This window comes from Pseudosporangium ferrugineum, from assembly GCF_003002065.1.
GTDB classification, from domain to species: Bacteria; Actinomycetota; Actinomycetes; order Mycobacteriales; family Micromonosporaceae; genus Actinoplanes; species Actinoplanes ferrugineus_A.
In genome coordinates this window covers 210,615-235,944 of the sequence record NZ_PVZG01000002.1, presented here as the reverse complement: position 1 = coordinate 235,944, position 25,330 = coordinate 210,615, and the positions used below count along the sequence as shown (strand labels likewise).

General features: G+C 74.6%; 27 protein-coding genes and 2 pseudogenes. 11 read left to right on the top strand and 18 right to left on the bottom strand.

The window, feature by feature from the left end:
* Window positions 1–136: 136 nt before the first annotated feature.
* The gene (locus CLV70_RS05310; RefSeq protein ID WP_106125229.1) at window positions 137–994 is read right to left on the bottom strand and encodes a LysR family transcriptional regulator; all 858 of its coding nucleotides are present in this window, start codon (window positions 992–994) and stop codon (window positions 137–139) included.
* 89 nt (window positions 995–1,083) lie between these two features.
* On the opposite strand from CLV70_RS05310, the gene CLV70_RS05305 reads away from it, so the two are divergent.
* Window positions 1,084–1,815, top strand: a complete 732-nt coding sequence (locus tag CLV70_RS05305; protein ID WP_106125228.1) for an SDR family oxidoreductase — start codon at window positions 1,084–1,086, stop codon at window positions 1,813–1,815.
* On the opposite strand, the gene CLV70_RS05300 is transcribed toward CLV70_RS05305, so the two are convergent.
* The 3 genes from CLV70_RS05300 to CLV70_RS05290 form a co-directional block, all read right to left on the bottom strand.
* Entirely contained in the window at window positions 1,812–2,993 is a 1,182-nt protein-coding gene (locus CLV70_RS05300; RefSeq protein ID WP_106125227.1) for an RNA polymerase sigma factor, read from the bottom strand. The genes CLV70_RS05305 and CLV70_RS05300 overlap by 4 nt on opposite strands.
* 15 nt (window positions 2,994–3,008) lie before the next feature.
* Window positions 3,009–3,365, bottom strand: coding sequence for a YciI family protein (locus CLV70_RS05295; protein WP_106125226.1), 357 nt, complete (start codon window positions 3,363–3,365; stop codon window positions 3,009–3,011).
* A 91-nt stretch (window positions 3,366–3,456) separates the two neighbouring features.
* Window positions 3,457–4,440, bottom strand: coding sequence for a helix-turn-helix transcriptional regulator (locus CLV70_RS05290; protein ID WP_211303640.1), 984 nt, complete (start codon window positions 4,438–4,440; stop codon window positions 3,457–3,459).
* A 91-nt stretch (window positions 4,441–4,531) separates the two neighbouring features.
* Between CLV70_RS05290 and CLV70_RS05285 the strand changes: the two genes are divergently transcribed.
* On the top strand, window positions 4,532–5,548 hold the full coding sequence (locus CLV70_RS05285) for an aldo/keto reductase (protein ID WP_106125225.1): 1,017 nt from the start codon (window positions 4,532–4,534) through the stop codon (window positions 5,546–5,548).
* A gap of 9 nt (window positions 5,549–5,557) precedes the next feature.
* Here the strand turns inward: CLV70_RS05285 and CLV70_RS05280 are convergent, their stop codons facing one another.
* From CLV70_RS05280 to CLV70_RS40305, 4 genes are all read right to left on the bottom strand, one after another.
* Window positions 5,558–6,640 carry a M15 family metallopeptidase gene (locus CLV70_RS05280; RefSeq protein WP_106125224.1) on the bottom strand — a complete coding sequence of 361 codons (1,083 nt, stop codon included), beginning with the start codon at window positions 6,638–6,640 and terminating at the stop codon, window positions 5,558–5,560.
* 139 nt (window positions 6,641–6,779) lie between these two features.
* Window positions 6,780–7,256 (bottom strand): aromatic ring-opening dioxygenase LigA, encoded by a 477-nt coding sequence (locus CLV70_RS05275; RefSeq protein WP_106125223.1) that lies wholly within the window; start codon window positions 7,254–7,256, stop codon window positions 6,780–6,782.
* Between the two features lie 203 nt (window positions 7,257–7,459).
* Entirely contained in the window at window positions 7,460–8,215 is a 756-nt protein-coding gene (locus CLV70_RS05270) for a GNAT family N-acetyltransferase (protein WP_211303639.1), read from the bottom strand.
* 75 nt (window positions 8,216–8,290) lie between these two features.
* Complete coding sequence (locus CLV70_RS40305; RefSeq protein ID WP_211303638.1) at window positions 8,291–8,584, bottom strand: hypothetical protein; 294 nt, start codon at window positions 8,582–8,584, stop codon at window positions 8,291–8,293.
* Here CLV70_RS40305 and eccCa point away from each other — a divergent pair.
* From eccCa to eccCb, 3 genes and pseudogenes are all read left to right on the top strand, one after another.
* A pseudogene (gene eccCa / locus CLV70_RS40300) lies at window positions 8,538–10,340 on the top strand (type VII secretion protein EccCa); the annotation flags it as partial. The gene CLV70_RS40305 and the pseudogene eccCa sit on opposite strands and share 47 nt — an antisense overlap.
* A 78-nt stretch (window positions 10,341–10,418) precedes the next feature.
* On the top strand, window positions 10,419–10,970 hold the full coding sequence (locus CLV70_RS42070; protein ID WP_425440120.1) for an FtsK/SpoIIIE domain-containing protein: 552 nt from the start codon (window positions 10,419–10,421) through the stop codon (window positions 10,968–10,970).
* Between the two features lie 6 nt (window positions 10,971–10,976).
* Complete coding sequence (gene eccCb / locus CLV70_RS40815) at window positions 10,977–11,981, top strand: type VII secretion protein EccCb (RefSeq protein ID WP_245908037.1); 1,005 nt, start codon at window positions 10,977–10,979, stop codon at window positions 11,979–11,981.
* 236 nt (window positions 11,982–12,217) lie between these two features.
* On the opposite strand, the pseudogene CLV70_RS40810 reads toward eccCb, so the two are convergent.
* Window positions 12,218–13,162, bottom strand: a pseudogene (locus tag CLV70_RS40810) (S8 family serine peptidase); the annotation flags it as partial.
* Between the two features lie 221 nt (window positions 13,163–13,383).
* Here CLV70_RS40810 and CLV70_RS05255 point away from each other — a divergent pair.
* From CLV70_RS05255 to CLV70_RS05235, 5 genes are all read left to right on the top strand, one after another.
* Complete coding sequence (locus CLV70_RS05255; RefSeq protein WP_245908036.1) at window positions 13,384–14,391, top strand: MinD/ParA family ATP-binding protein; 1,008 nt, start codon at window positions 13,384–13,386, stop codon at window positions 14,389–14,391.
* A 120-nt stretch (window positions 14,392–14,511) separates the two neighbouring features.
* The gene (locus CLV70_RS05250; RefSeq protein WP_106125221.1) at window positions 14,512–15,036 is read left to right on the top strand and encodes a universal stress protein; all 525 of its coding nucleotides are present in this window, start codon (window positions 14,512–14,514) and stop codon (window positions 15,034–15,036) included.
* Complete coding sequence (locus CLV70_RS05245) at window positions 15,033–15,335, top strand: TraR/DksA family transcriptional regulator (protein WP_106125220.1); 303 nt, start codon at window positions 15,033–15,035, stop codon at window positions 15,333–15,335. The genes CLV70_RS05250 and CLV70_RS05245 overlap by 4 nt, the downstream gene beginning before the upstream one ends.
* Window positions 15,332–16,084, top strand: coding sequence for a rod shape-determining protein (locus CLV70_RS05240; RefSeq protein WP_106125219.1), 753 nt, complete (start codon window positions 15,332–15,334; stop codon window positions 16,082–16,084). The genes CLV70_RS05245 and CLV70_RS05240 overlap by 4 nt, the downstream gene beginning before the upstream one ends.
* A gap of 18 nt (window positions 16,085–16,102) precedes the next feature.
* Window positions 16,103–16,462 carry a TraR/DksA family transcriptional regulator gene (locus CLV70_RS05235; protein WP_106125218.1) on the top strand — a complete coding sequence of 120 codons (360 nt, stop codon included), beginning with the start codon at window positions 16,103–16,105 and terminating at the stop codon, window positions 16,460–16,462.
* On the opposite strand, the gene CLV70_RS05230 is transcribed toward CLV70_RS05235, so the two are convergent.
* The 9 genes from CLV70_RS05230 to CLV70_RS05190 all read right to left on the bottom strand — a co-directional run bounded on the left by CLV70_RS05230 (window position 16,425) and on the right by CLV70_RS05190 (window position 24,649).
* On the bottom strand, window positions 16,425–17,654 hold the full coding sequence (locus tag CLV70_RS05230; RefSeq protein WP_106125217.1) for a PucR family transcriptional regulator: 1,230 nt from the start codon (window positions 17,652–17,654) through the stop codon (window positions 16,425–16,427). The two genes, CLV70_RS05235 and CLV70_RS05230, sit on opposite strands and share 38 nt — an antisense overlap.
* 64 nt (window positions 17,655–17,718) lie before the next feature.
* Window positions 17,719–18,063 carry a monovalent cation/H(+) antiporter subunit G gene (gene mnhG / locus CLV70_RS05225; protein ID WP_106125216.1) on the bottom strand — a complete coding sequence of 115 codons (345 nt, stop codon included), beginning with the start codon at window positions 18,061–18,063 and terminating at the stop codon, window positions 17,719–17,721.
* Window positions 18,060–18,320, bottom strand: coding sequence for a monovalent cation/H+ antiporter complex subunit F (locus CLV70_RS05220; protein ID WP_106125215.1), 261 nt, complete (start codon window positions 18,318–18,320; stop codon window positions 18,060–18,062). The genes mnhG and CLV70_RS05220 overlap by 4 nt, the downstream gene beginning before the upstream one ends.
* On the bottom strand, window positions 18,317–18,874 hold the full coding sequence (locus tag CLV70_RS05215) for a Na+/H+ antiporter subunit E (RefSeq protein WP_106125214.1): 558 nt from the start codon (window positions 18,872–18,874) through the stop codon (window positions 18,317–18,319). Before CLV70_RS05215 ends, CLV70_RS05220 begins: the two co-directional genes overlap by 4 nt.
* Window positions 18,871–20,376, bottom strand: coding sequence for a Na+/H+ antiporter subunit D (locus CLV70_RS05210; RefSeq protein WP_106125213.1), 1,506 nt, complete (start codon window positions 20,374–20,376; stop codon window positions 18,871–18,873). The genes CLV70_RS05215 and CLV70_RS05210 overlap by 4 nt, the downstream gene beginning before the upstream one ends.
* The gene (locus CLV70_RS05205; RefSeq protein ID WP_106125212.1) at window positions 20,373–20,798 is read right to left on the bottom strand and encodes a Na(+)/H(+) antiporter subunit C; all 426 of its coding nucleotides are present in this window, start codon (window positions 20,796–20,798) and stop codon (window positions 20,373–20,375) included. Before CLV70_RS05205 ends, CLV70_RS05210 begins: the two co-directional genes overlap by 4 nt.
* A complete protein-coding gene (locus tag CLV70_RS05200) occupies window positions 20,795–23,626 on the bottom strand; it encodes a Na+/H+ antiporter subunit A (RefSeq protein WP_106125211.1) in 2,832 nt (943 codons plus the stop codon). The genes CLV70_RS05205 and CLV70_RS05200 overlap by 4 nt, the downstream gene beginning before the upstream one ends.
* 46 nt (window positions 23,627–23,672) lie before the next feature.
* On the bottom strand, window positions 23,673–24,155 hold the full coding sequence (locus tag CLV70_RS05195; protein WP_106125210.1) for a cation:proton antiporter regulatory subunit: 483 nt from the start codon (window positions 24,153–24,155) through the stop codon (window positions 23,673–23,675).
* Window positions 24,156–24,172: 17 nt separating this feature from the next.
* Window positions 24,173–24,649, bottom strand: coding sequence for a YflT domain-containing protein (locus CLV70_RS05190; protein WP_106125209.1), 477 nt, complete (start codon window positions 24,647–24,649; stop codon window positions 24,173–24,175).
* A gap of 93 nt (window positions 24,650–24,742) precedes the next feature.
* Between CLV70_RS05190 and CLV70_RS05185 the strand changes: the two genes are divergently transcribed.
* Complete coding sequence (locus tag CLV70_RS05185) at window positions 24,743–25,228, top strand: MarR family winged helix-turn-helix transcriptional regulator (RefSeq protein ID WP_146163963.1); 486 nt, start codon at window positions 24,743–24,745, stop codon at window positions 25,226–25,228.
* The last annotated feature ends 102 nt before the right edge of the window (window positions 25,229–25,330 follow it).

Below are 25,330 nucleotides of genomic sequence, written 5' to 3'. Positions count from 1 at the left end.
GAACCTAAAACCTGCACAAAGGTCCAGGTCAAGTGCTTTGCGGAACACGGGGGCCGCGCAGCACCCCGGCGAGGTCTCGTCGCGATCGGCCGGCGGCCCGGGCGACCACCCGAAGGTCCACGGCCGCGACGGCGCCTCATCGGGGGGTGAGGACCGTCCGGAGGTCGTCGATCATCGGGTCGGTGGTGCCCGCGCGGGTGGCGAGCACGACCGTGCTCGGCGGGAGGTCGCGCACCGGCACGGCGGTCAGGTCGCTCCGCAGGGTGTCGGGGCGCTCGTCGGCGGGCGCCAGGGTCAGCGCGTCGCCGGTCGCGACCAGCTCCAGTTTGTCCTCCACGGTCAGGGCGAGCGGGCCGTCCGGCGCGGGTGCGCCGTCCGGGCGCGGGTCGACACGCCAGTAGGCGTCGAGGGCGGGATCGGCGTACCGGACGAGCGGGACGTCGGCGAAGTCGGCCAGGGTGACCGCGTCCCGGCCGGCCAGCCGGTGGTCCGCCGGCATCACCAGGACCCGGGGGTGTTCGTAGAGCACGCCGAGGTCGAGGCCCGCCGAGGGGAACGGCAGCCGGGCCAGGACCGCGCCGACCCGGCGGTCGAGCAGGGCCGGCCGGACGTCCGCGCAGAGCAGGTGCCGGGTGTGCACGGTGGCGCGGGGATACCGCAGGCGCAGCTCGCGCACGGCGGCGGTCACCGGCAGGTTGCCGGTGTACCCGATCACCAGGGTGCCGGGATCCGCGGCGGCCCGCGCCCGGTTGCGGGCCCGTTCGGCCGCCCGCAGCAGCCCCCGGGCCTCGGCCAGGTACGCCTCGCCCGCCGCGGTGAGGCGGCTGCCCCGGTTGGTGCGGTCGAACAGCCGGACGCCGAGGCCCGCCTCGAGGCGCTGGATCTGGCGGCTCAGCGACGGCTGGGCGATCCGCAGCGCGGTGGCCGCGCGGTGGACGTTGCCGTGCTCGGCGACGACGGTGAAGTACCGGACCAGGCGCAGATCGACGTCCATCGGTCCACGGTACCGCGATGCCCGTCGGGCATCACGCGATGAGAAACGGGCCTTGGACGTGCCCCCGGCGGCCTGCCTAGCGTGGACGCATGACCTCACGGACGGCCCTCATCACGGGCGGCACCAGCGGAATCGGCCTGGCCACGGCGGCCCTCCTGCATCGCGGCGGCTATCGGGTCGCGGTCACCGGCAGCACCCCGGAATCGGTCGGCGAGGCCCGGCGCAAGCTGCCGGACGACGTGCTCGTGCGGCACGCCGACGCCCGTTCCCTCGCCGGCACCGACCGGATCGTGGCGGAGGTCCGGGACCGGTTCGGCTCGCTGGACCTGCTCTTCCTCAACGCCGGCATCATGCGGGCGCGACCCGTCGGCGAGTACGACGAGGCCACGTTCGACGAGTTGATCGCGGTGAACTTCAAGGGCCAGTTCTTCACCCTGCAGAAGGCCCTCCCGCTGCTCAACGACGGCGCGAGTGTCGTGTTCACCGTGGGCATCGGCGCCACCCGGGGCATCGTGGCGGGGTCGGCGGCGGCCGCGAGCCGGGGTGCGCTGCTGGCGCTCGTACCGTCGCTGGCCCTGGAACTCGCCCCGCGCCGGATCCGCGTCAACGCGGTCAGCCCGGGCGCGATCGCCACCGGCCTCCTGGCGAAGCTCGGCGTGCCGGCCGAGGCGCAGGAGCAGATGGCGGCGCGGGTCCCGTTCGGCCGGCTCGGGACCGCCGAGGAGGTCGCCGAGGTGGTCGCGTTCCTCGGTTCGCCCGGGGCCGCCTACGTCACCGGCGAGAACCTCGTGGTCGGCGGCGGTGCGGGGCTGAGCGCCTAGAGTGCCGCCCGGCGGTCCCGGAGGAACGCGCGTTCCGTCTCGTTGGCGGCCAGGGCTGCCGCGCGGTCGTACTCGGCCGCGGCCTCGGTGTTGCGGCCGAGGCGGGCCAGCAGGTCGGCGCGGGTGGCCGGGAGCAGGTGGTAGCCCGGCAGCCGGACGTCCTCGAGGGTGGCCAGGGCGACCGCGGGGCCGTGCACCTCGGCCACGGCGACCGCGCGGTTCAGCGCCACGATCGGGGTGGGCGCCAGCGCCTGGAGCTGGTCGTACAGCGCCAGGACCTGGCGCCAGTCGGTGGCCGGGCCGTCGGTGTGCACGGCGTTGATCGCGGCCTGGATCTGGTACGGGCCCGGCCGTCCCCGCCGCAGGCACCGGCGGACGAGGGCGTGACCCTCGGCGATGAGCGTACGGTTCCACAGTGTCCGGTCCTGGTCGGGCAGCCGCACCAGCTCACCGCCCGGGCCCAGCCGGGCCGGCCGGCGCGCCTCGGTGAGCAGCAGCAGGGCGAGCAACCCGAGAACCTCGGGTTCGTCCGGCATCAGGGCGGCGAGCTCGCGGGCGAGCCGGATCGCCTCGGCGCACAGATCCGTCCTGATCAGCGGGCCGGTGGTGGCCGCGTAGCCCTCGTTGAACATGAGGTACAGCACGGTCAGCACCGGCGGCAGCCGGTCCGGGAGCTCGTCGGCCGCGGGCACCCGGTAGGGAATGGCCGCGTCGCGGATCTTCTTCTTGGCGCGCACGATCCGCTGCGCGACCGTCGCCTCGGGTACGAGGTACGCGCGGGCGATCTCCGCGACCTCGAGCCCGCCCAGCAGCCGCAACGTCAGCGCGGTCCGCGCGTCCGGCGCCAGCGCCGGGTGGCAGCAAGTGAAGATGAGCCGTAGCTGGTCGTCGCGCACCGGTCCCGCCTCCTCCCGTGGCTCGTCCCGCTGGTGCAGCAGCAACGCCTGCGCATGCCGCGCCTCGCGCGTCGACTCGCGGCGGAGCCGGTCGATCGCGCGGTGGCGGGCGGTCGTGACGATCCAGGCGCCCGGGTTGGGCGGCGGGGTCTCCCACTTCTCCAGGGCCGTCGCGAAGGCGTCCTGGACCGCCTCCTCGGCGAGACCGAGGTCGCCGAGGAGGCGGGTGAGGGTGGCCACGCAGCGGCCGTACTCCGCCCGGTAGACGCGGTCCAGATCCACGGTGTGCCGGTCCCGTCAGGCCTCGGGCTCGTCCTGGAACGGACGCACCTCGACCGGGCCCAGGCACGCCTCCGAGCACCTGGCGGCCCAGGCGAGGGCCGCGTCGAGGTCCTCGCAGCGCAGCACCCAGAACCCGCCGAGCTGTTCCTTCGTCTCGGCGAACGGCCCGTCGGTCATCGTCGTCCGGCCGTTGTCGGACCGGACGACGGTCGCACTGTCCGCCGGCATCAGGCCGCCGGCGAACACCCAGGCGCCGGCCGCCTGGATCTCCTGGTTGATCTTGTCGACCTGGGCGTACATCTTCTCGGTCACTTCCGGCGAGGGGATGGGCGCGCCCTCGACCATGTGTACGGCGAGCAGGTACTGCTTCATTTCGTCCTCCGATGGTCCGTCGATGACATGGTGGCTTCTCACCAGGGCTACGAACGGGTCCCGCGCCGATCGACACCTCCCCGGAAAATTCTCAGGAGTTTTTTCCGGCCGGGCCCGCGGCGGTCCGGGCGAAGCGCCGGGCGAGGTGGGCGAAGGCCCCGGTCAGCTCCGCGGGGCCCTCGACCTCGATGTCGGCGTCGTAGCGGCCGATCGCGGCGGCCAGGGCGGGCCAGGACCAGGAGCCGAGGGTGAGGCGGCAGCGGTCCGGGGCGAGCTCCTCGACGACGCCGTCGCGGGTGTAGAGCGCCACGGTGGCGGCGGGCAGGCCGAGGATCACCGTGCCCCGGCAGGGCCACTGCCCGTCGTCCGAGCCGCGGAACGTGCCGACCACGTACCCGGCGACGTCGCCACCGGGCACCTCGCGCGGGGTGAAGCGGGGGCCGTTCGGCGTACGCGGCCGGATCCGGTCGACGCGGAAGGTGCGCCACGCCTCGCGGTCGAGGTCCCACGCGACGAGATACCAGCGGCCGTCCCACGTGACGACGTGGTGCGGCTCGGCGCGGCGCGGGGGCCGGTCGCCGTGCTCCGGCCCGTAGTCGAAGCGCAGGACCTCGCGGGCGTGGACCGCCGCGCTGACGGTCAGGAGCAGGGCGCCGTCGACGGGCGCGGCCGGCCGGGTGGCGGGCCGTTCGACGGCGGTGACCCGCAGGGCCTCGATGCGGTGCCGCAGCCGGGACGGCAGCACCTGCCGGACGGTGGTCAGCGCCCGCTCGGCCGGTTCGGCGATGCCGGTGCCGGGGGTGCTCGCGGCGAGCTGGAGGGCGATGGTGAGGGCGACCGCCTGCTCGTCGTCGAACAGCAGGGGCGGCAGCTCGGTGCCCGCGCGGAGCCGGTAACCGCCGTCCGGCCCCTTCGCGGCGGCGATCGGGTAGCCCAGCTCACGCAGCCGGTCGACGTCGCGGCGCACCGTCCGCAGGCTGATGTCGAGGCGGTCGGCCAGCACCGTTCCGGGCCAGTCGCGGCGCGTCTGCAACAGCGACAACAGGGCCAGGAGCCGGGCGGAGGTTTTCGGCATGCCGTCGATTCTGCCCCGGGTAGGTGACACATCCTGGCACCTGGCCCTGCGAATCTTCGGCCGTCGACCCCTTCACCCGAGAGGACCCCGCATGCGTACGCGCCCCCTGGGCCGGACCGGCATCCAGGTCACCCCGTACTCGCTGGGCACCATGATGTTCGGCCCCTACGGCAACGCGGATCCCGACGACTGCGCCCGGATCATCCACCGGGCCCTGGACGCGGGGATCAACGTCATCGACACCGCCGACGTGTACGGCGGCGACGGCGAGACCGAACGCATCGTCGGGCGCGCCCTGCGCGGCCGGCGCGACGACGTGGTGCTCGCCACCAAGGTCAACGGCCCGATGGGCGACGACCCGAACCGCCGCGGCAGCTCCCGCCGCTGGATCGTCACCGCGCTGGAGGACTCGCTGCGGCGACTCGGCGTCGAGCACGTCGACCTCTACCAGGTGCACCACCCCGACCCGGACACCGACGTCGAGGAGACCCTCGCCGCCCTGACCGACCTCGTGCGGGCCGGCAAGGTGCGCGCGATCGGCCACTCCAGCCTGCCGGCCGCCGGGATCGTCGAGGCCCAGTGGGTCGCCGAGCGGCGCGGGCTGGCCCGGTTCCGGACCGAGCAGCCGCCGTACTCGATCCTCAACCGGGGCATCGAGCGCGAGGTGCTGCCGGTCTGCGAGCGGTACGGCCTCGGCACCCTGGTCTGGAGCCCGCTGGCGATGGGCCTGCTCACCGGCCGTTTCCGGCGCGGCGGCGAGCCGGTCGCGGCGGGCCGGATGCACTGGGTGCCCCGGCACATGACCGACGGGCGCAAGCACGAGGCCGTGGAACGGCTCGTCCCGGTCGCCGAGGAGGCCGGGCTGTCGCTGACCCACCTGGCCCTCGGCTTCGCGGTGAGCCATCCCGCGGTGAGCTCGGCGATCATCGGGCCGCGCACCCTCGCCCAGCTCGACGACCTGCTCGCGGCCGGCGGGGCCACGCTGGGCGACGACGTCCTCGACCGGATCGACGAGGTGGTGCCGCCCGGCGTGGACCTGGGCCCGCTCGACGTCTCGTACGTGCCGCCCGCGCTCACCCGGCCGGGGCTGCGCCGCCGCGGCTCGTGACGCCCCCGGTCAGCCGCCGGTGATCGACCAGTGCCACGGCTCGGACGGCAGGTTCACGAACCCGTACGTGGCGGCGTTGGCGGCCAGCCAGCGGAAGCCGGGGCTGTCGGCGCCGAGCGTACGGCCGTCCGCGGTCACGTCGACGGCCAGGCCGAGCTCGTGCAGGGAGCGGCCGGGGATCGCGGTCGGCACCCGGCACGAGGACGCCGGCGCGGTCCAGACGTCGGGGCAGCCGTTGATCTTCCGCAGCTCGATCTGCCGCTGCCGGGTGCGGAACCCGCCGCCGGACAGGACGACCCCGTCGGCCTTCGCGTCGGCGAGCATCCGCCGGAAACTGAAGGCGACGCTCCTGTGCACGGTGATGCCGTTGACGGAGGTGGTGTCGGCGACCTTGAAGGAGGCCCGGACCTCGGTCACGACCGTGCGGCTGAGCGCGGCGGCCTGGCTCGCGTACTGAGCGGACTTGTCGAGGGCGATGAGCCGCTGCTGATTGATCTTGATGGCGGCGTACATGGTCCGCCAGGCCTCGACGGCCCGGTCCAGGCCGGTGGTGGCGGCCCCGGACGCGGCCTGCGCCGTCTTCAGCGCGGCGGCGGTGGTACGAGCCTCGGCCCGCCGGGCGGTGACGGTCGTCGCGGCGGCGGCGACGGCGTTCTTCGCCGCGGTGACGGCGGTGCCGCTGCGGGGCCGCTCCCGCGACACCAGGGTCAGCTTGTTCCGCGCGGTGGTCAGCGCCTCGGTCGCGAGCGCGAGGCTGGTGCGGGTGGCGGCGTCGGCCGCGACGGCGGTGGTCAGGCTGGTCTGCGCGGCGCCGTGCGTGGCGCGGGCCTGGGTGATGCGGGCGGACCGGGTCGACAGGGAGGACCGCTGGTCGGCGAGCTTCTTGCGGAGGGCCACGTACTGCGGGGTCGGGGTCAGGCTGTGCCACATCAGCGACGACCACTTCTGCGCGGCGGCGGGCACCGCGGCCGAGGCCGGGGCGGCCGTACCGGTGGTCGTCAGGACGGCGGCGAGCACCGCGATGCAGGCCGCGCCGAGGAACCGCCTGGCCCCGGTGCGTATTCGCTGGTCGGCACGGTGATCCTGGCGCATCGTGGTCGCTCCCTCGTCCGGACGGTTGATGTCCAGACGAGCTTCCGGGGCGGCAGGTGCAGCCTCGGCCCGGCCACGGAGCGAAAAGGTTGCCGGAGGGGCCGGAGCCCGGCGGTCGCGCAGGCTCCGGCCCGGCGGGTCAGTCCGCGGCGGTCCCGGCCACCGGCGGCGCCGGGAGATACCGGGCGAGCTGGAGCAGCGCGTACCCGATAATCGCGACGAGCACGCCGAGGCCCATGGCCATGGCGGCCACCCCGAAGGACACGACCGAGGTGAACAGCGACGACCGGAGGAACGAGCCGGTCATCACGACCTCCCGCTTCGGGTCGTCCTTGGGGAGCTCGGCGTAGGTCTTGCCGCCGCTGGCCGCGAGCGCATGCTTCTCGATGACCTGCGCCTCGGCGTACGCGGTGAACGGTCCGTCGATCTTCTCGCCGGCAAAGCTGTCGGCGTCCGCCGAGACCGTGATCTTCTCGTCCGCGAGCTGGCCGGAGACGGTGAACCAGGTGACCGCCCCGCCGATCAGCATGACCGCGCCCGCGACGACGAGGAGGATGCCGGAGAGCCGGATCAGCCCGGCCGGGGATCTGCTGGTGGTTGTCCGTGCTGAGGCCACGACGGACCCCTTTCGTCGATCAATGTGGAGAGCCTGCCTTACCTGCCGGAGCGTATCGGCGCCGGAGGGCCGATCGCAGCGATTCCGGTCGCGGGAGGGTCGGTCCGCCCCGCTGCCGGCCCGGACGCTGACGGCGGCGTGGCACCGCGCCGTCATGCCCGGCGCGGCGGCGTGACCTGCTCGCCGGCTGAGCGGGACCGCGGTCACAGGCTGAAGACGCGGTACCGGCCGACCGTACGGAATCCCATCCGGCGGTAGAGCCGTTCGCCGCCGCCGGCCTGGAGGGTGCCGACGCGCACGCCCCGCGCGCGGGCGGCGCGCAGGGCCGCGACGGTGACGGCGGCGCCGAAGCCGCGACGGCGGTGGGCGCCGTCGACGCTGACCGTGTAGAGGCCGGCGACGCCGTCGCTGATCCAGAGTTCGGCGGTGGCGATCGGGCGGTCGTCGAGCCAGCCGAGGAAGCGGGCCAGCCCGTCGAAGCGGTTGCCGCGCTCGACCTCGGCCGCGGTGACGGCGAGGACCGAGGAGGGCAGGACACCCATGGGGCGGGCGTACGTGTCGACGAAGGCCGCCACGTCCGCGGCGTCGGCGACCTCGGTGACCCGGAAACGCGACGGCGCCGCCACCTCGGGGAGGCGGTCGAGTGCGAACGCCATCACCGGGAACGAGGCGACCTCGACCGCCTTGGTGGTCAGGAAGCCGGCCGTGCCCGGGTCGCTGTCCGCGCCGACCCACCAGAGCGACGGCACGCCCGCCAGGTGCCGGCGGGCCTCGTCGTACGCCGCCGGGAGGTTCGCGCCGTGCACCCGCGTCACCCCGTTGAGCATGGGGTGCGGCAGGCCGCTGCGGTGAACGGTCAGGGAGCCGGCGGCACCCTCCACGGTGCCCCAGCTCTGCCAGTGGCTGCGGTTGTTGGCCAGCTGCGGCGGCAGGTCGTCGATCTGCGGTAGGACTCGCACATTCCTGCTCAACGCAGCCCCCGCCGCAACCTTCAGATCTACGGTGTGAACACGGGCCCCTCCGGTACGTATGCATCAGTGGGGACCCCGCCCCAGGAGCGCGTCCTGGCGGTCGCCGCCGAACGCCGCCCAGGGCAGGCCGCTCACGATCACGTCCGCCCGCGGGTGGCCCCGCGCCGCCAGCACGTCGCCGAGGTCGCGGGCGTCGGCCACGGCCACGTCGACGCCCGGGTGCCGCTCGGCCAGCAGCCCGGCGAACCGCGGGTTGATCTCGACGGCGAGGTGCCGCCCGCGACCGGCGAGCCGGTGCCGGATCGCGGCCGTGAACGCCCCCGTCCCCGCGTCGGCGAAGTCGTTGCGCCGGTTCATCCACGCATACACCACCATCGCGGACCAGCCGGTCGCGTTGTTCCTCCGCGGCTTCGCCCAGATCCGGGTCGGCGGTCCGGACCGGGAGGGGAACCGGGCCTTCGTCCGCTCGCTGCTGATGCAGCTCGCGGCCCTGCACGCGCCGGAAGAGGTACGGGTGGCCCTCTGCGCCGACGAATCCGGGACCGCGGCGTGGCAGTGGGTCAAGTGGCTCCCGCACGCCCAGCACCTCACCGACCAGGACGGCGCCGGGCCCGTACGCCTGGCCGCCGACTCGGTGGAGGCGCTGGAACGGCTCCTCGGCGAGTCCTTCGTGGAGCGTCCCCGGTACGAGCAGGGCACCCCGCCGAGCCGCGACGAGCCGTTCGTACTGGTGATCCGCGACGGCGGCCGGATGGGCAACGCCTCGCGGCTGGCCTCGGCCGGCTATCGCAACGCGGTGCTGATCGACCTGGACGACGACACCCCGGCGGCCGGCAAGGGCGTGCTCACCTTCCACGTCGAGGACGACGACCTGTTCATGGTCCGCCGCGACCGGGTGGGTGGCGAGGTGCGGACCCGGTCCGCGCGTCCCGACCGGCTGGGGGTGGCCGCCGCCCGCGCGGTGGCGCGGCTGCTGTCGCCGTACCGGCTCGGGGTGGTCAGCGAGGCCACGGAGGACTCGTTGAAGATGAGCTTCGACCTCGGGGCGCTGCTGGGCATCGCGGACGTCAGCCGGCTGGACGTGGCGCGGCTCTGGGCGCCGCGGCCGGACGCGGAGCGGCTGCGGGTGCCGATCGGCGTCGACGCCGACGGCACGCCGGTCGAGCTGGACATCAAGGAGTCGGCGCTGGGCGGCATGGGCCCGCACGGCATGCTCATCGGTGCCACCGGCTCGGGTAAGTCCGAGCTGCTGCGGACGCTGGTGCTCGCGCTCGCCACCACGCACCCGTCGGACACGCTGAACTTCGTGCTCGTCGACTTCAAGGGCGGCGCGACGTTCCTCGGCCTGGACCGCCTCCCGCACACCTCCGCGGTGATCACCAACCTCGCGGACGAGGCGGCGCTGGTCGCTCGGATGCAGGACGCCCTGCACGGGGAGCTGATCCGCCGGCAGGAGCTGCTGCGGGCGGCCGGCGGCTACAGCTCCGCCCTGGAGTACGAGCGGGCCCGCGCCCAGGGCACCCCGCTGGATCCGCTGCCCACGCTGTTCATCGTCGTCGACGAGTTCAGCGAGCTGCTGGCCGCGCACCGCGACTTCATCGACCTCTTCGTGATGATCGGGCGGCTGGGCCGCTCGCTGGCCGTGCACCTGCTGCTGGCCAGCCAGCGCGTCGACGACGGGCGGATCGGCCAGCTGGAGTCGCACCTGTCGTACCGGATCGGGCTGCGGACGTTCTCGGCGATGGAGTCCCGGTCGGTGATCGGCGTGCCGGACGCGTACGAGCTGCCGCCCACGCCGGGCAACGGCTACCTGCGGACCGACGTGTCGACGCTGATCCGGTTCCGGGCCGCGTACGTGTCCGGCGCACACCGCCCCGCCAAGGAGCGGGCGCCGCAGGAGGTCGTGCAGCAGCAGATCGCGCCGTACACGCTGGAGCCGGTGGAGCTGCGCAGGCCCGAGCCGCCCGCGCCGGAGCCGGTGGCCGAGGCGGTGGAGGCCGCCGACCCGTCCGGGCGCGACAACGTGCTGTCCGTGATGGCCGGCCAGCTCGCCGAGCGCGGCGCTCCCGCGCACCAGGTGTGGCTGCCGCCGCTGGGTGCCTCCCCCACGCTCGACCAGTTGCTGCCCACCCTGGCGCCGGATCCGGAGCTGGGCCTGTCGGCGCCGGAGTGGGCCGGCAACGGCGAGCTGGTGGCGCCGCTGGGCTTCATCGACCGGCCGTTCGAGCAGATCCGCGACCTGCTGGTGGTGGAGCTCGCCGGGATCGGCGGGCACGTCGGCATCGCGGGCGGGCCGCGCAGCGGCAAGAGCACCGTCATGCGCACGCTGATCTGCAGCCTGGCTCTCACACACAGCCCGCGCGAGGTGCAGTTCTACTGCCTCGACTTCGGCGGCGGCGCGCTCAGCTCGGTCGCCGGGCTGCCGCACGTGGGCAGCGTCGCGGGCCGGCTGGACGCCGACCGGGTCACCCGTACGGTGGCGGAGGTGACCGCCCTGATCGCCCAGCGGGAGCGCCGCTTCGCCGAGCTCGGCGTCGACAGCATGGCCACCTACCGCCGGATGCGCGCCGACGGCCGGGTCGCCGACGACCCGTACGGTGACGTGTTCCTCGTCGTGGACGGCTGGTTCACCCTGCGTTCCGAGTTCGAGGCGCTGGACGGCCCGGTACGCCAGATCGCCGCCCAGGGCCTGAACTTCGGCGTCCACCTGTTGCTCACCGCCGGCCGCTGGTCGGAGGTCTAGCACGGGATGCGCGACCAGATCGGCACCCGGCTGGAACTGCGGCTGGGCGATCCCGTCGACTCCGCCGTCGACCTGCGCCTGGCGGCGACCGTGCCGCAGGTGCCGGGCCGCGGCCTCACGGCGGACAAGCTGCACTTCCTGGCGGCGCTGCCGCGCATCGACGGGGACACCGATCCGGCGAGCGTGGCCGACGGCGTACGGTCGCTGGTGTCCATGGTCGGGGATTTCTGGGATTTCGAGCCGGCGCCCCGGGTCCGCACGCTGCCGGCCGTCCTGCCGGCCGATTCCCTGCCGGAGCCGGAGGGCGACGTGCGGGTGGCGATCGGGCTCGACGAGGAACGGATGCAGCCCGTCTGGCACGACTTCGGCGACCTGCCGCACCTGACCGTCCTCGGCGACGACGAGAGCGGCAAGACCGCCGTGCTGCGGCACCTCGCGCAGTCGGTGGTGGCGCGCTACACGCCGGAGCAGGCGCGGATCATGTTCGTGGACTACCGGCGGCAGCTGTTCGACTGCGTGCCCGCCGAATACCGGCTGGGGTATTCCGTGTCGGCGGACTCCACGGCGCAGACGGTCGTCGACGCGACGGCCGGCCTGAAGCCGCGGATGCCCGGCCCGGACGTCACGCCCGAGCAGCTGCGCCGGCGTGACTGGTGGCAGGGGCCGCAGTTGTTCGTGCTGGTGGACGACTACGACCTGCTCGCCGGGCACGACTCGCCGCTGCTGCCGCTCGTCCCGTACCTGGCGCAGGGCGCGGACATCGGCTTCCACATGGTGGTGACCCGGGGGGCGGCGAACGTCGTCCGGATGTCGATGGACCCGCTGATCCGCCGCATGCAGGAGACGAACACGCCGGACCTGGCGCTGTCCTGCCCACCGAACGAGGGGCCGCTGCTGGGCAACGTGCGGCCGCGGCAGCTGCCGCCGGGGCGGGCGCTGTTGTGCACCCGCCGGGGCGGCAAGCTGATCCAGACCGCCTGGCGGCCCACGAGCGAGCTGGTCGGTTCCTGAGCCGGGACGGTCAGGAACGCCGCAGGCGGCGCCGGCTCCGGACGGCCAGGGCGATCAGGTACGCCCCCAGCGCCGCGCCCGCCGTGCCCAGGGCGACCGCCCCGGCGATCACCTTCGCCGGGGCGGGGGGCGCGGCCGTGGGCAGCACGACGCTCCCCCCCCCCGGAGCCGCCCGGCACCACGACGGCGGGCCCGGCCACGTCGGCGACCGCCGCGTAGATGTCCAGCACCCCCGCCCCGCCGTCGGAGGGCTCGGACGTCGCGGTCAGCCGCCGCCGCACCTCCGCCTGGCCGAGCCCCGGGTGGTACGCGCGCACCAGCGCCGCCGCGCCGGCCACGTACGCCGCCGCGACCGCAGGCCCGCCCACCGTGTAGTTGCCGCCGCCCCGGGGTCCCACGGTGTAGGCCCGCTCCCCCGGCGCCAGCAGGTCGAGCCCGGCCCCCTCTGCCACCCTCTCCGTGCGGGCGCCCGACGCGGACAGCCCGCCGACCGCCAGAACCTCCGGGTCGCTCGCCGGATACCACGGCGCCGGCGGCCGGCCCTCCTGCGCGTTGCGGTCCGACACCGCGGCGACCACGACCGCGTCGCGTGCCACCGCCGACCGGACGGCCGACCGGAGCGCGTCGTCCGGGGCCGGGACGCCCACCCCGATCAGGATGACCCCGGCCCCGGCGCCGGCGGCGGCCCGGATCCCGGCGGCCAGCGCGCCCGGCGGCACCTTGCCCTTTCCGTCGACGATGCGGACCGGCAGGATCCGGGCCTCCGGCGCGACGCCGGCGAAGAGGCTGCCGCTGACCGGCCGGGCCGCGACGAGCCCGGCCAGCGCGGAGCCCCGGCCGGCGCAGTCGCTGTCGCCCCGGCCCCGGCCCACCACGGTGGTGCCGGCGGCCACCGCGCCGGAGAGGCCGGCGGCGGCCCGGCTGGTGCCGGTGTCGACGACCGCCACCGTCACGCCGGCGCCCCTGGTCAGCGGCCACACGCCGGTGGGGCCCACCCGCTTGAACGCCCACGAGGTGTCACCGGCCACGACCGGGGACGGGCCGGCGCACCCGTTGCCGGGCCCCGGCAGTGGCGGCGGCTCGGCGGGCGCGGCCCGGGCCGGTGCGGGCACGGCGGCGGCCAGCACCGCCGAGGTCAGCGCCGCGGCCGTCCGCGCGTTCTTCCTTCGTCGCCTGGGCATTCCCGTCGTCCCACCATCCCCTTCGACCGCCGTGCGTCGGACCGACCCCCACCACGTACGACGGACGCGGGACCGCCAGGTTCACCGGGGACCGCGATGTGACGTACAGTGCGGGCCCGGAGGATCGGCCGACCCCCGCCCTGTCCGCCGAGCGACGCTGTGGCCCCGCCGTCCGCACCGTCCCCGGCACCGCAGAGTTCGCCGACCCTCGAGGGGATTCCATGAACGCGCACAGTGACAAGACCTCCGCGTGGCAGGCGCCCAGCTCCGCACCCGCGTCGCAGCCCGCGGACCCGGCACCGGCTCCGACTCCGGCGGCGACAGCACCGGAACGGCCGGCGCAGTGGGGGTGGCGGGGCCGGGCCAACCGGGTCACCGGCGGCGCCCTCACCCTGCCCGCCAAGCGCGAGGAGCTGGTGCACCGCGCGGCCCGCAAGCGCCTGCTGCGCCCGTTCAGCCGCACCATGACCGTGGTGGTCGCCAACCCGAAGGGCGGCGCGGCGAAGACCCCGGCCGCCCTGCTCGCCGCGGCCACGCTGGGTTTCCACCGGGGCGGTTACACGCTGGCGTGGGACAACAACGAGACCCGCGGCACGCTGGGCATGCGCGCCGAGGAGGCCACCCATCGCCGGACGGTGGTCGATCTGCTCCGCGACATCGACCAGTTCCTGTCCACGCCGGCCAGCGTCGGGCGGCTCTCCGCGTACCTGCGCCCGCAGGGGGCCCGCTTCGACGTCCTCGCCTCCGACGACGTCCCGGGCAGCATGGACGTCATCGACGACGCGGCGTTCGGCAAGCTGTGGACGGCCCTGAGCCGCTACTACCGGCTGCTGGTCATCGACACCGGCAACAACGTCCGGGCACCGAACTGGCGGGCCGCCACGGACCTGGCCGACTGCCTGGTCGTTCCCACGACGGTCCAGCGGGACGTGGCGGACAGCGGCCTCTGGATGCTCGACCACCTGCTGCGCAGCGGCCGCGGCGACCTCGCCTCGAACGCCGTCGCCGTGGTGTCCTGCGCCGACCCGAGGACCGACCCCGCCCTCCTGGACGACATCGTCGAACGCTACCGGGCCGTCGTGCGCGACGTCGCGGTCATCCCGTACGACCCGTACGTCCGGTCCGGCGGCCGGATCGAGTTCGACTCGGTGGCGGTGGCGACCCGCCGCGCCTGGTTGCTGGCCTGCACGTCCATCGTCGACTCGCTGAGCCTCCGCGATCAGGAGTAGCCGGAAGCACGTTGCCGGTCTCCGGCAACGTGGGCTCCGGCTGTTCGCCGTCCGCCGCCCTACCCGCCACCCCCGCCCCGCCGGACGCTGGAGGGGAGACCCGGTGAGGAGGCGGTCGTGATGCGGCAGGTCGAGAGGTCACCCGTGGTCGTCGGCGTGGACGGCTCCCCCGCCTCGAAGGCGGCTCTGCGGTGGGCGCTGCGGCACGCCGGGCGCATCGGCGCCGACGTCGAGGCCGTCGCCGTGTGGACCCCACCGGCGGCGTACTACTACGGCGCCGAGTGGGCCGCGGCGGCGTACCCGGGCGACGAGCTCGGCGCCGCGACCGAGACGATGCTGCTGGACACCCTGGTCGAGGTCACCCGCGACTACGGCGCCTCGGTGCCGATCCGGCCACGGGTGCTGCGGGGCCGTCCCGCCCAGGAGCTGCTCCGGGCGGCGGAGGGGGCCCGGGTGCTGGTGCTCGGCGCTTCACGGCCCGGGTTCCTCGCCCGGCTGATCCTCGGTTCCGTCGCGCACCAGTGCGTGCACCGGGCGAGCTGCCCGGTGCTCCTGGTGCCCGCGGCGACCGCCCCACGCCGCCCCGCGGCCACCCGGCCGGCCGCGACCGTCCGCGCCGACCACCTGAGGAGGACCACGTCATGACCAACTTCACCGCCGTACGCGCGTCGCTGAGCGAGGAGTTCGCCCTGCAGACCGCGCGGCTCAAGGAATACACCGAAATCAGCGCGGACACCGGCGACCCCGCCGAGGCGCACCACCAGGCGGCGTTGCTGTCCGCCACGAGGCACAGCCTGGAGCAGATCACCGGCGCGTTGCGCCGCATCGCCGACGGCACGTACGGGCACTGCGAGAGGTGCGCCGGCGCGATTCCGGGCGAGCGGCTCGAGGTGCTCCCGCACGCCCGGTACTGCGTGCCCTGCCAGCGGAAGCACCACGGATGACACCCGCAGCGGTCGCCGTGGACCTGGGCAGCTGCACGGCAGGCGTGTGGGCGGCGCAACGCGGCACGGTGAGCGGCGCCTGCGGTGACAGGTCACCGGTGCGCCGCGGACGCGTGGTGGACGTCGACGGCGCCGTGGCCCTGCTGGAACGCCTCGTCCGGCAGTATCCGCAGGCCGTACCCGCGGGCGGGGTGGTGGTCGCCTGCCGGCCCGTCCTGGCTTCCGGGGCGGAGCAGGAGGCCACCCGCCGCGTGCTCGACGAGGTCCTCGCGCCCAGCCGGGTGCTGTTCGTCGAGACCGTGCGCGCCGCCGCGATCGGCTCGGGCGCGGCCGCCGGTTCGCTGCTCGTCGTCGACGTCGGCGCCGGGCTGACCGAGGTGGCCCTGCTGCGCGACGGCCGGGTCGTCGCGGCGCGCCGTTCCGACCTCGGCACCCGGGACCTGGCCCGGGGCGCCACCGTCGAGCTGATCAGTGACAACGTCGTCCGTCACCTCGACGATCTGCGGGCCGGCGGCGACAGGGCGGAGCTGCGCAGGGCGATGGCGCGCGGGGTGCTGCTGGTGGGCGACGGCGCCCTGCACCCCGGGCTGGCCACGGCCGTCTCGAGCGAGCTGAGACTGCGCGTCCACCGGGCCGCCGGCCCCCGCACCGCCGCCCTGAACGGGGCGGGCCTGGCAGCGATGTCGCTGCTGCGCCACCCCGCCGGCACCCGGGAGGGGCCGGCGCCGAAAGACCGTGCCGGAGCCTGACAGCAGACCGGAGGCGACATGACCATCACCGGAACGCCGGCGGAGCCCATCGAGTTGTTCCGCACCATGCTCGAGGAGGAGTTCGCCGTCCAGACCGCCCGCCTGACGCAGCTGACGGTGTACGCCCGGCTGCCCCGTCGCGGCGGCTACGACGCGGGTGCCCTCGACCGGCTGACCGCGGCGGCGCGGCAGCGGATCGCCGACACCGCGCAGGCCCTCCGGCGGATGTCCGAGGGCACGTACGGCGCCTGCGCGGCCTGCCACCGGCCGATCCCGCTGGGCCGGCTGCGGGCCACGCCCTGCGCCACGCACTGCGTGCCCTGCGAGGCGGCCACCGGCGTCAGGCGGGAAGCGGCAGCGGCGACCCCGGCCAGTTGAGGACCTTCGCGCCGAGCACCGCCGCCTGCAGCGTGAACCGGTGGGCGGGATCCGCCGGGTCGTAGCCGGTCAGCGTCCGCACCCGGTCCAGGCGGTACGTGACGGTCCGCACCGACACGTGCAGCCGCTTCGCCGACTCGGTGGCCACCGCGCCGGTGGCGAAGTACGCGTCCAGCGTGTCGAGCAGTGGCCCCGCCCCGCCGCGCGCCCGGGTCAGCGGGGTGAGGACGGCCTGCACCAGGTCCACCATGGCCGGCTGGTCGCGCAGCAGCACCCGGTAGATCAGCAGGTCCTCCGCCGTGACCACGGGCGTGTCGGCGTGCAGCCGCCCGGCCATCGTGAGCGTCTCGCGGGCCTCCTCGTACGAGCGGGCGATGCCGTAGACGCCGGGGTGGGCCCGGCCGACGGCGACCCGCCACGGGCGCCCGCGGCGCAACCGGCTCAGTTCGCGGTGCATGAGCCGGCCCAGCTCGGTGCTGGCGCCCTGCCCCGGGGCCGGCCGGTCCGCCGCGACGGCGTCGGCCGGCGCCAGCACGACGAGCAGCCCCTCCTTCGTGGCGACGAGCACGTCCCGGTCGCCGAGCCGGTCGAACACCACCGCCTCGAGGGCACTGATCGCCGCGTCCGCGTCCGGCAGCCGCCGGCTCGGCGCCGCCAGCGCCACCTGGTGGACCCGGGCCAGGTCCAGGCCGAACGGCTCGGCGCGCTCCACCAGGGTGCCGAGATCGGAGTCGCCGCGCAGCAGGTCGTCGATCAGCTCGCGGCGCAGTGACTCCTCCCGGCGCACCAGGTCGCGGCGGGCGTCCGCGTAGCCCTCGGCGAGGGTCGCCACCGCGTCGTCGACGACCTGGAGGACGGCCGCCGCGGCGGCGCGCACCGCCTCCCGGTCCCGCGAGCGCACCACCATGGGAAGGTCCTGCCACAGCCGCCGGGCGGCGGACAGATAGAGCTGCACCACGCGCCCCGCGGAGATGCCCTGCTCGGCGGCGCGCCGGCCGAGCACGCCCACGGCGTCGAGCTCGCGGCGCTTGGCCTGGCGCCCGTGGGTCGCCGCGTCGGCGAGCAGGGTCAGGTAGTCGCCGAGGAATTCCACCGGAACCCCGCCGGCGTCGCGGCTCGCCCCCTCGGCGACCTCGGCCAGCCAGTCCGGGGGTCCGGGGTCGGCGGCCCGGCGCCGCGTGCTGTCGGCCACGTCCGGCTCGCCTCCTGGTTCTCGATGGTGGGCACCATTGTTGCCGACCGTCGGCAAGAACGGGTCAGGACGCGCGGTCCTCGGCGAGTTCGTCCACCACCAGCAGGTCCCGCCGGACCTGACCGGCCCGGTAGACCGCCCGCCCGACCATGTGCGCGGCGACCGGCGCGGTGGCCAGCTGGAAGACGCCGACCAGCACGAGGGTCGTGATGTCCACGGTGTTCTGCAGCCGCAGCGCCGTGCCGGCCAGGATCAGCAGCAGGCCGAGCACCTGCGGCTTGGTCGCCGCGTGCATGCGGGAGAGCAGGTCGGGAAAGCGCAGCAGCCCGACCCCCGCCGCGAGGCTGAGCAGCGCCCCGGAGATCAGGCAGATGCCGGCGAGGACGTCGGCGACGCTCTGCAGGGTCATCGACGGCTCCGGGGCGAGAACCGGGCGACGCTCACCGAGCCGATGAAGCCCAGCACCGACAGCACGACCAGGATGGGCAGCGAGGTGGCGTCGCGGGTGAAGGCGGCCTCGGCGGCGATCGCGCACACCACGACGGCGAGGAGCACGTCCACGGCGACGATCCGGTCCAGCGTGGTCGGGCCGCGGACGATCCGTACGAGCACGAGCGACACGGCCGCGAAGAGCAGCGCGGACACGATGATGCCGACGGCGATCACGGGTGTTCCCCCTTTCCGGCGGAGGCTCGGCTGTCGAGCATCCTGATCTCGGCATCGGATCCGACGGCTCGGACGATGCGCGCCTCCGTCTCGTACACGCTGCGGCGGAACCGTTCCACGGCGTCGCGGCCGGACACCCCGATGACGTGGATGTAGAGCGTGGTGGAGGCCTGGTCGGTGTCCACGATGAGGCTGCCGGGCACCAGCGAGACGGCCTCACCGGTCAGGGTGAGCACCAGGTCGGACGGCACCCGCAGCGGCACCCGGATGATGGCGCTGCGCGGCTGGTGGCCGAAGCGGAAGGCCAGCGCGGCCAGTTGCACGCTGGCGACGACCAGGTCACCGGTGAAGCGGGCGGCGAAGCGCAGCAGCCCGCGCACCCGGGGGCGCCCCGCGAAGGTCACCGGCGGCAGCGGGAAGACCCGCAGGACGACGGCGGCGACGACGATCCCGCCGATCAGGTGGGCCCAGGAGAAGACCCCCCAGAGCAGCATCCACACGGCGACCAGCCCCGCCGCGGCCACGAGGCGGTCGCGCCACCCGGCCCGGGTCACGGCGCCTCCCCGAAGACGGCGCGGACGTACGGTTCGCGGTCGAGCAGTTCGGTGGCCGCCCGGCCGGTCACGTCGAACAGCGGGCCGGAGACCACGGTGAGGCCGGTGCCCAGCACCACGAGGGCGAGCGTCGCGCCGACCATGAGCCGCGGCAGGGCCCGTACCCGGTCGGCCGGGACCGGCAGGCGCGGGGTGCGCCAGAACGCGAGGTTCCAGACGCGGCCGATCGCGTACAGGGTCAGCAGGCTGGTGACCACGCTGCCGGCGACCAGGATCCAGGCGAGGGCGCCGCCCTCGGCGACGCCGGCCTGCAGCAGGCCGAGCTTGCCGAAGAAGCCCGAGAACGGCGGTATCCCGGCGAGGTTCAGGGCGGGCAGGAAGAACAGCACCGCGAGTACGGGCGTCAGCCGCGCGAGCCCGCCGAGCCGGTCCAGGCTGGTGCTGCCGCCCCGGCGCTCGATCAGCCCGGCGGCGAGGAACAGCGTGGTCTGGATGATGATGTGGTGCACGACGTAGTAGATCGCCCCGGACAGCCCCGCGTCGGAGGCGAGCCCGATCCCGAACAGCATGTATCCGATGTGGCTCACCAACGTGAACGACAGCAGGCGCTTGATGTCGGACTGTGCCACCGCGCCCAGGATCCCGACGATCATCGTCAGCAGCGCGGCCACCAGCAGGACGTTCGCCGCCGGGCCGTCCGGGAAGAGCAGGGTCTGGGTACGGATGATCGCGTAGACGCCGACCTTGGTGAGCAGGCCGGCGAAGACCGCGGTGACCGGCGCGATCGCCGTGGGGTAGCTGTCGGGCAGCCACGCGGAGAGCGGGAAGACCGCGGCCTTGATGCCGAACGCGAGCAGCAGCATGCTCTGCAGGGCCAGCTGGAGGCCGTCCGGCAGCGCGTCGAGCCGGCCCGCCAGCTGCGCCAGGTTCAGCGTGCCGGTGGCGGCGTAGGTCAGGCCGATCGCGGTGAGGAAGATCAGCGACGACAGCAGGCTGACCACCACGTACGTCGTACCGTCGCGGATGCGGCTCCTGGTGGCGCCCATCGTGATGAGCACGTAGCTGGCGGCCAGCAGGATCTCGAAGCCGACGTAGAGGTTGAACAGGTCGCCGGCCAGGAACGCGTTGGTGACGCCGGCGGTCAGGATCAGGTACGCCGGGTGGTACACCGCCACCGGGGTGACGTCGTTCCCGCCGGCCATGCCCTGCCCGATGGAGTAGACCAGCACGCACAGCGTCACAGCGGCGGACACGACGAGCATGAGGGCCGCGAGCCGGTCGGCGACGAGCACGATGCCCATCGGCGCCGCCCAGCCGCCGACGGCGACGGTCAGCGGTTCGCCGGTGGCGGTGAGGGCCAGCAGGGCGACCGCGACCGCGAGCGTGGCACCCAGCACGACCAGGCTGACCCCGCGCTGCAGGCCCGGGTGGCGGCGCAGCAGCATGGCCACGGCCGCGCCCAGCAGCGGCATGACGACCGGCAGCGGTACGAGCCAGGTCATCGTGGAGCCCCGGCGGCGACGGTGGCGGCCGGTTCTTCGTCGTCCGGTTCGGCCAAGCCCTGATCGCGTTCGGCGCGCTCCCGGATGCGACGGTCCTCGACGTCGTCCTGCACGTTGTCGTGGCCGGTCAGCAGCCAGCTGCGGTACGCCATGGCGAGCAGGAACGCGGTCATGCCGAGGGTGATGACGATGGCGGTCAGGATCATCGCCTGGGTCAGCGGGTCGCTCATCCGCGGCTCCGGGGTGACCCCGACGATCGGGGGCCCGCCGTACGCCCCGCCGAGCAGGATCAGCAGGTTCACCCCGTTGCCCAGCAGCGTGATGCCCAGGATGACCCGGGTGAGGTTGCGTTCCAGCAGCAGCGTGACGCCCGCGGCGAACAGGACGCCGACGACGATCACCAGCAGCAGGTTCGGGCTCATACCAGCTCCTCCTCCCGCCGGGCGTCCGCCACGGCGCGTTCGATCAGCTCGTGGCGGTCCACCTCGGCGCCGAGGCTGCGCAGGATGTTGAGCACCACCCCGATCACCACGAGGTACACGCCGACGTCGAAGATCATCGACGTCACGAAGTGCACGTGCCCGACGAGCGGCAGGTGCCAGTCGAGCAGCGTGCTCTGCAACACCTCCCCGCCCGCGATCAGCGCGGCCAGGCCGGTGCCGAGCGCGACGAACAGCCCGGCACCCATCACCGCGCCGGCGTCGACCGGTGCGGCCACGTCGAGCTCGTGCCGGCCGCCGGCCAGGTATCGCAGCACCAGGGCCAGGCCGACGACCAGGCCGCCCGCGAAGCCGCCGCCGGGCGCGTTGTGCCCGGCGAAGAGCAGGTACACCGAGAACAGCACGACGGTGTGGAAGGCCAGCCGGGTGACCACTTCCAGGATCGGCGAGCGCAGCCCGGCGTCGAGCGTGTGCCCGGCCATCAGCCACACCTGCCCGCGCGGCGGGGCCGGCAGCGGCGGGCGGCGCCCGGGCCGCAGCAGTCGCCGGGAGCCGCCGAACACGAGGCTCGCGACGCCGGTGGCGGCCACCAGCAGCACCGAGATCTCGCCCATGGTGTCCCACGCGCGGATGTCGACCAGCGTCACGTTGACCACGTTGCGGCCGCCGCCGTACGACACGGCGGGCTCCGCGAAGGCGGTGGAGATGGCCACGGCCTGCCGCCCGGCGGTCGCCGCGTACGCGAGGCCGGAGACGACGACGCCGACCGCGACGCCGATCGCCACCCGCACCCGCCGGGCGGCCACCAGCGGCCGGATCGAGAAGTGCCCGGGCAGGCGGCGCAGCACCAGCACGAACATGACCATGGTGCAGGTCTCCACGAGCAGCTGTGTCAGGGCGAGGTCGGGGGCGCCGTGCAGGACGAACAGCACCGCGGTGGCGTACCCGGTCACCCCGACCAGGACCACCGCCGCCAGCCGCCGCCGGGCCCGGGCCGCGAACACCGCCGCGATGATCAGGACGGCCGCCGGCACGAGCTGCAGCGCGTTGTCCCACCACCGGAAGCCGCCGGGCAGCGGCCACATGGCGAGCAGCGTGCTGCCGCCGAGCGCCACCAGCACGAGCAGGATGGTGCCGAGGTAGACGGGCAGCGAGCCGCGCTGGGTGGCGCCGGTGACCTCGACGGCGAGCCGGCCCAGCCCGGCCATGGCCCGCTCGTAGGCGGTGCCCCCGTCCACCGGCAACCGCGCCCGCCGCCAGCCGTGGGTCCGCGCGGTCAGCGCGAACACCACGGCACCGCCCGCCAGCACCAGCGCGGACAGGCCCAGCGCCGGGGTGAGGCCGTGCCACAGCGCGAGGTGGTACGTCCCGGGGTCCGCGTACGTGTCGGCATAGGACGCGAGCAGCCCGTCGAGCGCGGGCGCGAACACCCCGGCCGCGAGACCGGCCACCGCGAGCAGGGCCGCCGGGGCGAGCATCGGCCACGGCACCCGGTGCACCGGCCGCGGCTCGACGCCCGCCTTGCCGGCGAAGGCACCCCAGAGGAAGCGCAGCGTGTACGCGACCGTCAGCGCCGAGCCGAGGACCACCCCGGCCACGACCAGCCGCTCCCACCAGGCACCGCCGAGGAACGCGTCGAGGATCGCCTCCTTGCCGACGAACCCGGCCAGGGGCGGCACGCCGGCCATCGAGGCCGCCGCGAGCAGGGCCACGATCCACAGGGCGGGCGCCGCGCGCCGCAGGCCGCTGAGTTCGCGCAGGTCCCGGGTGCCGGTGGCGTGGTCGACGATGCCCACCACGAAGAACAGCGCCGCCTTGAACATGGCGTGCGCCAGCAGCATCATCGCGCCGGCCAGCGCGGCGTCGCGCAGGCCCGCGCCGAGGGCGACGACCAGCAGGCCGAGCTGGCTGACCGTCCCGTACGCGAGCAGCAGCTTCAGATCGTGCTGGCGCAGCGCCGACCACCCGCCGAAGAGCATGGTCACGGTCCCGCCGGCGAGCAGGACCGGGCGCCACGGCCCGGCGCCGGCGAGCACCGGCCCGAGCAGCCCGATCAGGAAGACGCCGGCCTTCACCATCGCCGCCGCGTGCAGGTACGCGCTGACCGGCGTCGGCGCGGCCATCGCCGACGGCAGCCAGAAGCTGAACGGGAAGATCGCCGACTTGCTCAGCGCGCCGAGCAGCAGCAGGATCACGGCAACGGCCAGGTACGCGCCGTCCGGCGGCGTCGCGGCCACCTGCGACCACCGGTAGCTCCCGGCGTGCTCGCCCAGCATGATGATGCCGACGAGCATCGCGAGCCCGCCCAGCGTCGTGACGATCAACGCCTGGAGCGCGGCGACCCGGCTCGCCCGCGCCGCCGGGTCGTGCCCGATGAGCAGGTACGAGAAGACGGTGGTCAGTTCCCAGAAGACGTACAGGACGAGGAGGTTGTCCGAGACGATCAGGCCGAGCATGGCGCCGGCGAACCCGACGAAGACCCCGGCGAACCGGCCCAGTCCCGGCTCGGCGGCGCCGAAGTACCGGGCACAGTAGATCAGCGCCAGCGCGCCGACGCCCCCGACGAGCAGCACCATCAGCCAGGACAGCGTGGTCATCCGCAGCGCCAGGTCCACGCCGAGCCGGGGCACCCACGGGTACACCTCGGCGACCGCGCGGCCGTCGCGCACGGCGGCGGTGTGCGTGAGCGCCCATCCCAGCCCCGCGGCCGGCACCGCCGCCAGCAGGTAGAAGGCGCGCGGGCCGAGCCGGCGTACCAGGCCCGGCGCCAGCATCGCGGCGGTCAGATGAACGATGAGCAGCACCAGCACGCGTGGTGTCCCCCCTCTGCCCCGGGTGGCGGGGCGGTGGTCCGGATCAGCCGTCGATGAGCAGTTCCCGCAGCGCCGTCGTCGCAACCTCGTCCCCGACGGCCACGACCGCGTCGCCGGCCCGGAACGCGAAGGCCGGGGTGGGCGACGGGATCGCGCTCCCGTCGCGGATCACGGCCACGATCGAGGCTCCCGTACGCGTCCGGGCCCGGGTGTCCCCGAGCCGCCGCCCGCAGTACGGCGACCCCGCCCCGATCGGGATCCGCACCGCCTCCACCCCCTCGAGCCCGGTCGCCAGCTCGGTCACCTGGTCGACGAACACGGGCATCCCGAGCAGCTGCGCGACCGTCGCCGCCTCCGCCTCGTTCAGCGCGGTGGCGTGCAGCACCTCGTCGTGATCGGCGGGGTCGTACGAGATGAGGTCGCGCCGGCCGCTCAGGTGCGCCACCACGCCGACGCGCTGCCCCGCCTCCGTGGCGAAGGTGTAGGACACGCCCAGCCCCGGCAGCGCGGTCCGGGTGAGCTCCATCGGGCCTCCCCCGGCGCTCATCGGTCCAGCGCCCGCAGCGCCACGGCGGCGTGGGTGCCGGCGACCTCGACGGCGTACCGCTCGGCCTGGATGCCGGTCGTGCTGGCGAAGTCGCGCCGGCCGCCGCCGGACCAGTGGGTGAGCAGGCCGATCCCGGCGCCGGCGACGGCACCGGCGAGCAGGCCGCCCATCGAGTGGGCGAGCCAGGCCGCGTCGGCGATGAGCAGGCCGATCACGAGGCCGGTGAGCAGGCCGAGCCACGCGCCGAGGGCGCCGCCGATCAGCGCGCTGCGGGCGGCGGTCAGACGTCCCATCACCTGTTCGACGCTGTGCAGGCCGATGCCGACGATCCGGACCCGCTCGACCGGGAACCCGGCGTCGGACAACCGGTCCACCATCCGTTCGGCCTCGGCGTACGACCGGAACTCGCCCAGGCGGTGGTCGCGGTCGTCGGATCGGTACGTGCTCCGGAGCAAGGTCGCACTGGTGACCATGCCTGCTCGCCACCTCTCAAATAGTTGGTATAACCAAACTATAACCTAGAAAGTTGGTTGGGTCAAACCATCTAATTGAGTAAGGTGTCCTCCGTGCAGAACGACATGTCACCTCCTGAACGCGTGCAGGAGGCGTTCACCGAGCTCATGCGGTGGGCGCACCGGGGCGACGTACGCCGGGCCCTGCTCGGCAGCGCGGCGCAGGAGCTGTCCACCAACGACATCACGCTGCTGCGGGCGATCACGACCCACGGGCCGGTACGCGCCTCGGAGCTGGCCGCGCGGCAGGGCGTCGACAAATCGACGGTCACGCCCCAGATCCGGCGCCTCGAGGACCGCGGCCTCGTCGAGCGCCACGGCGATCCCGGCGACCGGCGGGCCACCCTGCTCTCCGCCACCGACCTCGGCCGGCGCCAGCTGCGGCAGATGGACGAGGTCGGCACGCACCTGTTCGAGCGGGCCCTGCAGGGCTGGCCCGACGACGACCGGCGGGCCCTCGCCACGCTGATGCAGCGGCTGGCCGGCGAGCTGGCCGGGGTGCCCCGCGAGAGCATCCCCCGGGCCCGCCACCACGCCTGACCTTGCCGGTCCCCGGCAACCTGCCGCCGCGGCATCGGCCCGCGCCGGCCCTGTCCGTCCGCGACCGGGCCGGGCAGGGTCGAAGGGGAGCGACGAGAGGAG